Annotated in this window: 5 protein-coding genes; 4 read left to right on the top strand and 1 reads right to left on the bottom strand. The window is 70.6% G+C overall.

The window, feature by feature from the left end:
• The coding region (locus tag H0X00_RS21715) for a hypothetical protein (RefSeq protein WP_293774770.1) at positions 1-305 on the bottom strand (305 nt) is incomplete at its 3' end.
• Positions 306-457: 152 nt separating this feature from the next.
• Between H0X00_RS21715 and H0X00_RS21710 the strand changes: the two genes are divergently transcribed.
• From H0X00_RS21710 to H0X00_RS21695, 4 genes are all read left to right on the top strand, one after another.
• Entirely contained in the window at positions 458-901 is a 444-nt protein-coding gene (locus tag H0X00_RS21710) for an SRPBCC family protein (RefSeq protein ID WP_293774767.1), read from the top strand.
• A 26-nt stretch (positions 902-927) separates the two neighbouring features.
• Positions 928-1,719 (top strand): enoyl-CoA hydratase-related protein, encoded by a 792-nt coding sequence (locus tag H0X00_RS21705; protein WP_293774765.1) that lies wholly within the window; start codon positions 928-930, stop codon positions 1,717-1,719.
• Between the two features lie 132 nt (positions 1,720-1,851).
• Positions 1,852-3,963 carry a galactose oxidase early set domain-containing protein gene (locus tag H0X00_RS21700; protein ID WP_293774762.1) on the top strand — a complete coding sequence of 704 codons (2,112 nt, stop codon included), beginning with the start codon at positions 1,852-1,854 and terminating at the stop codon, positions 3,961-3,963.
• Positions 3,960-4,817 (top strand): hypothetical protein (locus H0X00_RS21695; protein WP_293774760.1); only part of this gene is annotated, 858 nt, incomplete at its 3' end. The genes H0X00_RS21700 and H0X00_RS21695, both read left to right, overlap by 4 nt.

The raw sequence follows: 4,817 nt of genomic DNA, 5'->3' as shown, positions 1-4,817 counted from the left end.
GGAGCGGACTTGGTCGCGCGGCGCGGCGCGGGAGCGGCCTGCGCTTCGGCGAGCGCGTTCACGGTCTCGGTCAGCTCGGCCAGCGCGGCGGTGATGGCCTTGATGTCGGCCTTCGAAACCCCGTTGGAGGCGGAGAGGGAGGTGGACTTCTTCGCGTCCTCGTCGTCGTCCACCACGTTGCTGGCGGCGTCGCGGAGGTCTTCCTCGACGTCCTTGGCCCGGTCGAGTAGATCGTCAACCAGGTCCTTGGTGTTGTCGACCAGGTCCTCGACGAAACGGGTGAGGGTGTTCTTGCGACGGGCCATGGGAGTCGTCCTTCTCGTCGGGTGGATGGTTACGCACTGCGTAATAAAGCTAGATTTACACAACGCGTAACCGGTGTCAAGGGGCGATCCCGTTCCGGGCGCGAGGACAGGGTGTGGCATTGGTTACGGTGTGCCGGTCTGGAAGGGGCGCGGTGTCCATCGAGTGCGTGTGCCAGGCGTCGCTGAAGGCGTCGCCGCAGGCCGGTTTCGCCGTGCTAGCCGACGTCGGGCGCTGGCCCGAGTGGGCGCGTGACCTCGAGCGCGTGGTCGTGCATCCCCACGGCCCCGACGGCGGGCCGCTGCGGGTCACCGTCGTCGTCGAGATCTTCGGCGAGGAGTTCGACGGGACGGTGGAGATCGTTCCCGACCCGGTGAACCACGCGATCACCTTCGGGTTGACCGAGTGCGAGCACCTGCAGGGGATGAGCGGCGTGCTGCGGTTCGACCCGGTCGGCTCGGGAAGCCGGCTGGACGTCAAGCTGTCCGGGACGCTGACCCAGCCGCGGGGTTCGCGGGTGGACCGACTGTTGTCCCGGCGGATCGAGACCGCGCTGACCCGCGACCTGGTCCGCTACATCGAACGCGGTCGTCGCTGACCGGCCGTCAGAAGGGGAACGTATCCGTGGAGTACCAGTACGTCCGGGCGACCCGCGACGGCGCGGTCGCGCACGTCGAGCTGAACCGGCCGGAGGCCCTCAACGCCTGGTTGCCGGAGTTCGCCGACGAGGTCGCGGACGCCTTGCGCAGCGCGGCCGCCGACCCTGAGGTCCGGGCGATCCTGATCACCGGCGCCGGGCGCGCGTTCTCCGCCGGTGCTGATGTGACGCGCCCCCGCGAGATCCTTCCGAACGGCGACCCGGACCTGTCGTCCTGGCTACACAAGCACTACAACCCGGTCGTCCTCGCCGTTCGGGAGGCGCCCAAGCCGGTGATCGGGGCGATCCAGGGCGCGGCCGCCGGGCTCGGTGCTTCGCTGGCGATGTCCTGCGACCTGGTGGTCGTGGGGGAGTCCTCCTATCTGCTGCTGGCTTTCGTGAACATCGCGGTGATGCCGGACGCCGGCGCGATGCGGTTCCTCGCGGAGCGGGTCGGGCTCGCGCGCGCGGCCGAGCTGTGCATGCTCGGCGAACGGCTGCCCGCGGCGAAGGCGCTGGAGTGGGGCCTGGTCAACCGCGTCGTGCCGGATGACGCCGTTCACTCCGAAGGGATGGCGTTGGCCCAGCGGCTCGCCGCCGGGCCTACCCTGGCGCTCGCCAACATCAAGAAGACCCTGAACGAGACCACCCAGGTCGGCCTCGCCGAGCAGCTCGCGATCGAGGCCGACCGGCAGCAGGAGCACGGCGGCAGCTTGGACTACGCCGAGGGCAAGGCGGCCTTCGTCGACAAGCGCAAGGCCCGGTTCCAGGGCCGCTGACGCTCCTGGACACGAGGAAAAGTCCGCTTCGCCCTAGCTTCATCGGATTTGTGGGTGCCACGATGGCGCCCACAGGCCGCTCGTCCCACCGACGTCCCCCGACGACCGGAGCGGCCATCCCGAGGTGATCCCTTGCGCCGTCCGATCCTGGCGATCAGCGCCGCCGCCCTGCTCGCCCCGGCCGCTCCCGCGTTCGCGGCGCCCCGGACCGTCACCGCCGCCGACACCGGGCTGTTCGGTGCGCTGTTCGAGGAGCCGGCGGGCCAGTACGGCACCGACTGCGAGGCTCCCTTCGATCCGCGCCCGCGCTGCAAGCCGACCGCGAACGCGATCTCCCAGCTGACCGACGGCCGCCAGATCTACTGGAGCGGCCTGGAGGGCATGGACAACGTCCAGGCCAGCGTCGTCTTCGAGTACGGCGAGGTTTCGACCAACAGTGGCTCCCGGTTGCTCGACCTCCGCGGTAAGGCGCCCAAGTGGGTGGTGCCGACGCCGTACGACTCCGGGGTCAACTCGGGCGGCAATGACGACAACGAGTACCTGCCCGGGGTTCCGCACAGCAACGAGAACACGGCGAACGACGGCGACCTGTTCTGCGCCGACCTGAACTTCCTCGCCGACGGCCGGCTGATCACCAACGGCGGCACCAGCTACTACTCGGAGCCAAGCGTTCCGGGCACCCAGTACGGGATCATCGAACTCAACGGCCTCAAGAACACCCGGATCTTCGATCCACGCACCAACGGGTGGAGCGAGGCCGGGAAGATGACCTACGCGCGCTGGTACCCGACGATGGTCACGCAGCCGGATGGCTCCATCCTCACCTTCAGCGGTGTGGCCAAGATGATCAAGCCGGTCTACCCCGACCGGCCCGGGGACTCGGCCGCGAACGAGCGGCACCTCGAGCGGTTCGATCCGCAGACCGGCAAGTGGACGGTGCTGCCGGGCTCGGCGAGCAAGTCGCTGCCGCTGTTCCCCCGGATGCACCTGCTCCCGGACGGCCGGACCTTCTACAACGCGGCCGGCCAGGTGGCCAACCCGATGGGCTACTCCTACGACGAGGCGACCTGGAATTTCACCTCGATCTTCGACCCCAAGACGAACGGCTGGACCGACCTGGGCCCCAACGACTTCGGTGGCCTGCCGCTCGGCTTCCGCGGTTCCGGCTTCTCGATGATGCTGATGCTCAAGCCGGGCGACACCACGGCGCGTTTCCTGGGGGTGGGCGGCGTTCCGCTGCCGTGGCCGGGTGGCTACGTCGGGCAGTCGGCCACCACGATCACCGAGGTCGGCCCCGGCACCAGCTTCAGCTCCGTTCCGAGCGGCAGCCTTCACTCGCCCCGCTGGTACAACGACGGCGTCATGCTGCCGACCGGTGGGGTCTGGGTGGTCAACGGCGGGGACCGGGATCACCTGCTCACCCCGGGCATGGACTTCGCGAACCGGACCAGCGAACTGTGGGACCCGGCGACCGGTCAGTGGACCGTGACCGCGGCGCAGTCCCACGGCCGGACCTACCACCCGTCGGCGATGCTGCTCCCGGACGCACGGGTGCTGGTCGGCGGGCACGCGCCGGTCAACATGGGCTACGGCCGGGCCACGGACGCCGGTGAGAAGACCTTCGGCACCTCGCACCAGAGCGCCGATCCTTCGTTCCAGATCTTCAGCCCGCCCTACCTGTTCTGGGGCAAGCGCCCGGTCATCACCGGCGTGAACCCGGCGGTGAGCACGGGCAAGGTGCTGACGGTGAAGGTCGACGATCCGGCCGCCATCTCCAGCATCCGCCTGCTCCGCAACTCGACCGTCACCCACCTGATCGACGGCGACCAGCGCAACGTCGAGCTGGCGATCGTGGGGCGGACCAAGAACGCGGTCCAGGTCCAGGTGCCGGGCAGCACCTACCTCCCGCCCGGGCCCTACCACCTCTTCGCGCACACGATGTCGGACAAGGGCGAGATCCCCTCGGTCTCGCGCCAGGTGTTCGTCGACACCAAACTGCCGGCCGCACACACGCGGGACCTGATGGCCCGTCAGGCCGGCCTGGTGGCGCAGGAACTCCGCGCCGGAGTGCCGACGGTCCCGGTCACCGCGGACCCGAGCGGCGACGCCCTGCCGCTGCCGGACAACGGTCGGGAGAACGCGACCCTGCCCGGTGCGGCCATCCGAACCTCGGCCTCGCGCCGTGCCTCCCGTCGTTCAACGCCCGGACGGCGCAGCGCGACGCTGGTCCGCCGGGCCCGGTGAAGCGCGCCCGCGGCCTGCTCCTCGCCGCGGGCGGGGTGATCCTGCTCGGACTGCCGGGAGCGACCCCGGCCCTGGCGCACGGCACCGATCCCACGCTGGTGCCGGTCATCACGGCGGTGTCGCCGGCGCTGCCGGCCGGCGTGGTGGTCCAGGTGCGCACCGGGGTGAGCGAGCAGATGCTGCTGGCCAACCCGACGGGGGAGCTGCTCACCGTCCTCGACCCGGCCGGAACACCCTTCCTGCGGGTGTCGAAGGCGGGGGTGTCGGGCAATGTCGCGAACCCGTTCTTCCACCGGACGCTGAACCCGCCGGACGTGCCACCGCGCATCCCGGGCTCCGCGCGCGACGGCGCGAAGGCGCGCTGGGTGCCCTTGGCGAAGCGCGGCGAGTTCGGCTGGTTCGAGCCTCGGCTGCACCCGGCGGCACCCGGCACCGAAGCGGCCGACGGGGTGGTCTCGCAGTGGCAGGTCGGGATGCGGCTCGGCGCCGACCCGATGACGGTCTCGGGCACGCTCGAGCGGCAGCCGGTGACCGGGGCCTTCATCCCCTCGGTCGACCCGCGCGACGACGGCCTGCAGGTGACCGTGGCTCCCGGTCGGGTGCCGGCCCTGCTGTTGGTCTCCCCGCCGCAGCGGCGGGTCGTGGTGGTCGGCGCCGACGGCAAGGACTTCCTTCGCGTCGACTCCCGCGGTGCCTTCGCCAACTCCGAGAGCCCGAACTTCCGCGACAACCTCGATTTCGTCGACCGGGCCGCCGGCAAGACCGGCTGGGTGCGGGTCGGCGAGGCGGGCCGGGTGCGCTGGCTGGACACCCGGCTGCAGTACACGGCCGACCGGCCCCCGACCGTCGTGGAG

The sequence above is a fragment of the Sporichthya sp. genome (assembly GCF_013815995.1).
Taxonomy (GTDB): Bacteria; Actinomycetota; Actinomycetes; order Sporichthyales; family Sporichthyaceae; genus Sporichthya.
Note: the sequence above shows the minus strand (reverse complement) of the source record. Positions and strands in the feature narration are given on the sequence as shown.